The organism is Petrachloros mirabilis (genome assembly GCF_975968855.1).
Genome location: NZ_CDLUDY010000012.1, coordinates 1 through 4,837 on the forward strand (window position 1 = coordinate 1; position 4,837 = coordinate 4,837).

Sequence of the window (4,837 nt, forward strand, 5' to 3'; positions counted from 1 at the left end):
ATTCAACAGCGGCATCGAGATATCTAAGATAATCAGGTCCGGCTTAAGCCGTTCTGCCTCTTCCACCAATGCCCGACCGTCCTCGACGGCGCCGATAACTTCACACATGCCCTCCACCAATTTGCGCAAACCGGCCAAGAGGATGGAATGGTCATCAGCTATGAGCACCCGCGGCTTCTCGTGCCTCATGATTACAACCATTTCTGTCCCAGCATCTTGCGCAGGGACATCACATGATACAAGATGTTCATTACTCGCGATGTCTCCAGGAGACAACTTACGCTTCACCTTATTATGTCTTCAAGCGGTATACAGGCATGCAACTCGGTTCCATCATTCTGCTTCGTTCTGACGCGGAAGGTTCCATTGTAGAGCTTTACTCGCTCCTCCATACTGGTCAATCCGAGTCCTTTTAGACGCGACTCGTCCGGACCGCTCTCAAATCCTTGTCCATCATCATGGACGCAAAGACCGATCCCCCCCGGCGTCTGCACGATTCTGACCAGCACGGTTTTCGCCTTGGCATGTTTCTGTACGTTCCGGAGACTCTCCTGCAAGATGCGGTACAGACATGTGGCTCGTTCGAGTGGAATATCCCCGGGCAGGCCCTTCACCATGACCTCGGTTTCCAGCCCCGTAGTAGCGGCAAAATCGTCAACCAGTTCTCGCACCGCGGCTTCGAGGCCTACATGCTCGAGGATTGCCGGGTGAAGGTGATGTGCCAATCTTTGTAAATCCGACGTCAACTTTTCAGCAGATTTTGTGAGCTTCTGGAGACGGACTGAAAACGCGTCGCCGAGTCCCGTGTCAGATAGCTGCAGCCGGTGCAACTCCAGTGTGAGGGCCGCCAGTCGTTGCGTAAGATCGTCATGGATCTCACGCGCAATCCGCCGCCGTTCCTCCTCCTGGACCAGCAATAATTTAGCGCTTAAGTGGCTCAGCTCCTCTTCACGCTCGCGGAGCATCGTTTCGGTCAGCTTTAGTTGTGTGATATCTGAAAGCAAGACGAACAAACCGATGACGCGACCCGCCTCATCTCGGTCCGGGACATACTGCGCAGAGAGCCAACACTCCCCCGTGCCAGGTGGCTCAAGCCGATAATCGAAGGAACAGGCCGTCCCCCGAAACGCCTCATCCAAATGCGATCCCACCTGGGCGTATCCCTCTCTGCCGAGCAATTGTTCCACGGTCATCTTGGTAATCTCATCAATGGGCAGGCCGAACAATTCTTCATAACGCTTGTTCACATACCGATATCGCCGATCCAAGCCGAGATAGGCGAAAAATGCCGGAACATTATCGGCAAGTGCGTGGAATTCGTGCTCCTGACGGCGCAAAGCCTCCTCGGCTTCCTTTCGCCAGGTGATGTCCGTCTCTGCCCCCACCATGCGAATCGCACGGCCTTGACCATCGCGAATGGCAATGCTCCGATCCAGCACCCAAATGTATGTCCCGTCCTTTCGCCTGATACGGTATTCCTCCCAGAACTCGTGATGCTCCTGATGCCAATAGGCTTGGAGCCTCTCCACGATTCGAGAACGATCATCGGGATGGATCCGACTGGCCCAGTCCTCGCTCGATTCCAACTGCTCAGATTCCTCAATACCATGCATTTCTTTCCATCGAGGGGAATAGTAGACAGTGTGGTCGACAAGGTTCCAATCATACACACCGTCATGCGTAGCCTGTACCATCCATTCAAAACGTTCGTTGGCCTGCACAAGTTCAGCGGCGCGCTCCTTGATACGCTGCTCCAATGTCGCAGTTAAGTCGCGCAACGCCTCTTCCGCACGCTTTCGGTCAGTAATGTTCTCATGAGAGACCACAATCCCTCCCCGGCTTCCTGACAAAGGAGTGGCGTGCAACTCAAACCACCGCTGTTGGGTTGCCGAATGGCAGGGATACTCGATTGCAAACGAGTGCGTTCTTCCGTTAAGAACGTCTTCTAAACCTTCTAGCACACGCCGAGCCGATTCATCGCTGGTCGCCGCTTGCCGACACACATCAAGATAGTTGATGCCGATTCCAATAGTGGACGGATTGTGCGCATTATTCTCGAAGGCGAAATTTTCCCATGTCTCGTTTACGGCAATAATGATGCCCTCTCTGTCAAGAACAGCGATATGGGCTGACAACGAGCCCATCACGTGACGAAGCAGTTCTTCGCTGCTCCGTACCTTTTCCTCAACTTTTTTGCGCTCGGTGATGTCTTCCGTAAAAATCAGGATGCCCGATACATTGTCATTGTTCATTCGCCACGGCCGCACTTCCCAGCAGAGCCATTGCGAGGAACCGTCGGCCCGCTCGAAGAGGTCTTCCTCCAACCTCACGACCTCGCCGGCCAGCCCACGTTGATGCACGACCTTCCAGCGTTCCGGGATATCTGGGAACACGTCATAATGCGACTGGCCGATTAACGGCGTGTTTCCCAAGCTGTAGTCATCCATCCAACGACGGCTGACAGCCAAGTAACGCAGCTCGCGGTCGAACATCGCCAGCGCGACCGGCGCATGCTCAATGAACAGGCGCAGGCGTTCCTCGGTTTCCCGATGTGCCTCTTGGGCGGTCGCAGCGGCCTCGGTCAATAGTCTTTGCTTGGTTAACAGTCCAGCAGTGACAAGGAGCAGGGTGGAAGTCAGGGCCCGGTTTGCAATGGCCTCTGGCGTAAAATTACCGGGAGACAGCATAGCCCCGACCCACGTGAGCAAGATAGTGACGCCGGCTACAAAAAAAGTGCTGTTCCGTTCCGGCAGCAGCCACGTAAGGAGTATTGGCAGCACGTAGAGCATCGGCTCGGCGTAGCCAAGCGAAGTCCACATGTCGAGAGCAAATATTGCCGCAGCAGAAACTGCAACAAACCACCGACTGGCCACCGTCCGACTTTTCCGTGTCGTCACGCGGCACCTTTCTTTGGTCCAACGGTCTCGTCTCTGTCCCTGCGATTCCCTCGGCGTAACATTGTAGTGTATACCGCCGGCTCGGACGAAGCACTAGGAGAAAACCTAGGGGGATGTTCTCCTGTTCCCCCCTCGGAAACCTTTTCGTCTTCGCTGGTAGTCTCCCTAGTTCCCTCGCCTGCCTTTCGGGCGCATAATCCCGCCGACTAAGAGCTGAAAAGCAAAGCTTCTCGAGTCTAAAGCAAATACTAAGAAGGGGGACATCGTGAATCCTACACACACATTACCCGAAGACGCTATCGTGGATTTCTTGCAGCAGACGGGTCCCTGCTATCTAGACGATCTTACCCAGCAACTATCGGATTACAGCTGGAACGAACTCTTTGTCACACTCGATCGAATGTCGCGTAGCGGGAGAGTAGCACTGCATCGTTATCCAAAATCCGGCTACTTTGTTTCTCTCCCCTCGCAAACACAAAGGCCCTCACACTATCCGACAGCTGAGGTGCCGTCATGAACGGACCAGCCGTGCATTTCTGTGTGGGTTGCGGGTATGTTCGCGATGAGATCTGTTCGGGAAGCGCTTCAGCCCAGTGGATAGAGGGCTCCAAATTTGTGGCGAACCACGCGGTACCTTGGGAGGACCTCACTCGAGTCGATGATGTCTGCCCTTCCTGCGCCCGGGTTTTTGCTATTGCCAGCCGAAGATCGCCTCTCTCGAGTTCGGGAGATGAAATACCTTTTGATCAAGCTACTTGCCGAACCCCTGGCCTCTAAGGCCAGGGGTTGGATTCAGGACTGGTTTCGTCGCGGTCTTATTTCGGTGCAGCGTTCACTGCTGTCGCTGATTTCACGGGCGGTTCGATTTTAATCGATGGTCCTTCCACTTTGGGCAGCACGCCCGCACCTGGTTTCTCGAGAATACGCTTGTCCTGCCTGTTGATACTGAGACTCTGTTTGACGTGTTCCGTGTCAGCAACCGCGGCCTCCGCCAGTGCCTTGTCACCGACCGCATCACTTTGCCCCGGATCGTTCGCCAGTGACTGTCCTTTTACCGGGTCGATGGCCTTTCCCATAGGATAGCCGGGATGTTTGGGTAGCATCGAGGGATTGGCGGATGCCGTTGAGATGGAGAACCCAATGACAGCAATGAAAGACCCGAGCGCGATAAAGAACTTCATGGCTGGTCCTCCTTTGTGAAATGTTAGATCAGTTGAGAGTCTCCTGTTTGTCCTCTTCATGTACCTGTGTGTTTCTTAAGGATGTCAGATCCCGTGATCTTTGTATTATCCGGTGCCAATTCGGCCGCTTTCTTGAATGCAACTGTCGCATCCTCGTGCTTGTTCTGTTTATCGAGCGCCAGTCCGAGGTTGTATTGTGCTTCAGCAAGTTTCGCATCGGCCTCTAAAGCCTTTCGGAAATGACTTTCCGCCACATCCCAGTGACCCTTCTGCGCATGTGTAACTCCTTCGTCGTTTTCTTTCTGACCCGGAGACGAGGCGGGAGCAGTCAAGGTGCCGCTCTCCGCTCCTTCTGCTGCTGCCGAAGCTTCCATCTTTGGTTCTGTGGCTTCTGATGCCTCGGAAGGCTGTTCTTTCGCGACCTCGGCGGCTGGAGTCTCTTTCTTCGCCTCTCCGGTCGGTTGCTTCGATTCACAGCCCGCGAGGACGAACGCGGCCATGACTGGGATGAGCAGCAAACCCCGAACACGGATTGCTTCAGCACCGTTAGAATTTCCGAGCTTGGCCATTGCTGTCTCCTCCTTCTTCCTTCCCTCGCTGGGAAGTTCAGCTTGGATTTGGGAACGCGGACATTTGTGAACACGCGATTGTATCGGTCTTGCGTGACCTGGCAAATCAGCAGAACGTCAGTACAAAATCCGAACACATCATACCGATATCATACCGATATCGGGGTACACCCTATAGGATCCAGGGAAG

5 protein-coding genes are annotated in these 4,837 nt (G+C 54.3%); 1 reads left to right on the forward strand and 4 read right to left on the reverse strand.

The features are described from left to right. Both ACWVCN_RS00480 and ACWVCN_RS00485 read right to left on the reverse strand, forming a co-directional pair. On the reverse strand, positions 1-189 hold a 189-nt coding region (locus tag ACWVCN_RS00480; RefSeq protein ID WP_455243537.1), incomplete at its 3' end, for a response regulator. 95 nt (positions 190-284) lie between these two features. Then, positions 285-2,897 carry a PAS domain-containing sensor histidine kinase gene (locus ACWVCN_RS00485; protein ID WP_455243538.1) on the reverse strand — a complete coding sequence of 871 codons (2,613 nt, stop codon included), beginning with the start codon at positions 2,895-2,897 and terminating at the stop codon, positions 285-287. A 265-nt stretch (positions 2,898-3,162) separates the two neighbouring features. Here ACWVCN_RS00485 and ACWVCN_RS00490 point away from each other — a divergent pair, with 265 nt between their 5' ends. Next, complete coding sequence (locus tag ACWVCN_RS00490; protein ID WP_455243539.1) at positions 3,163-3,414, forward strand: hypothetical protein; 252 nt, start codon at positions 3,163-3,165, stop codon at positions 3,412-3,414. 298 nt (positions 3,415-3,712) lie between these two features. On the opposite strand, the gene ACWVCN_RS00495 is transcribed toward ACWVCN_RS00490, so the two are convergent. Both ACWVCN_RS00495 and ACWVCN_RS00500 read right to left on the reverse strand, forming a co-directional pair. After that, entirely contained in the window at positions 3,713-4,078 is a 366-nt protein-coding gene (locus ACWVCN_RS00495) for a hypothetical protein (RefSeq protein ID WP_455243540.1), read from the reverse strand. Positions 4,079-4,134: 56 nt separating this feature from the next. Next, positions 4,135-4,647 carry a tetratricopeptide repeat protein gene (locus tag ACWVCN_RS00500; protein ID WP_455243541.1) on the reverse strand — a complete coding sequence of 171 codons (513 nt, stop codon included), beginning with the start codon at positions 4,645-4,647 and terminating at the stop codon, positions 4,135-4,137. Between the last annotated feature and the right edge of the window lie 190 nt (positions 4,648-4,837).

Excerpts from the sequence above, each read along its gene's own strand:
- ACWVCN_RS00495 (WP_455243540.1), bottom strand. The coding sequence starts at position 4,078 with ATGAAGTTCTTTATCGCGCTCGGGTCTTTCATTGCTGTCATTGGGTTC.
- ACWVCN_RS00500 (WP_455243541.1), bottom strand. The coding sequence starts at position 4,647 with ATGGCCAAGCTCGGAAATTCTAACGGTGCTGAAGCAATCCGTGTTCGG.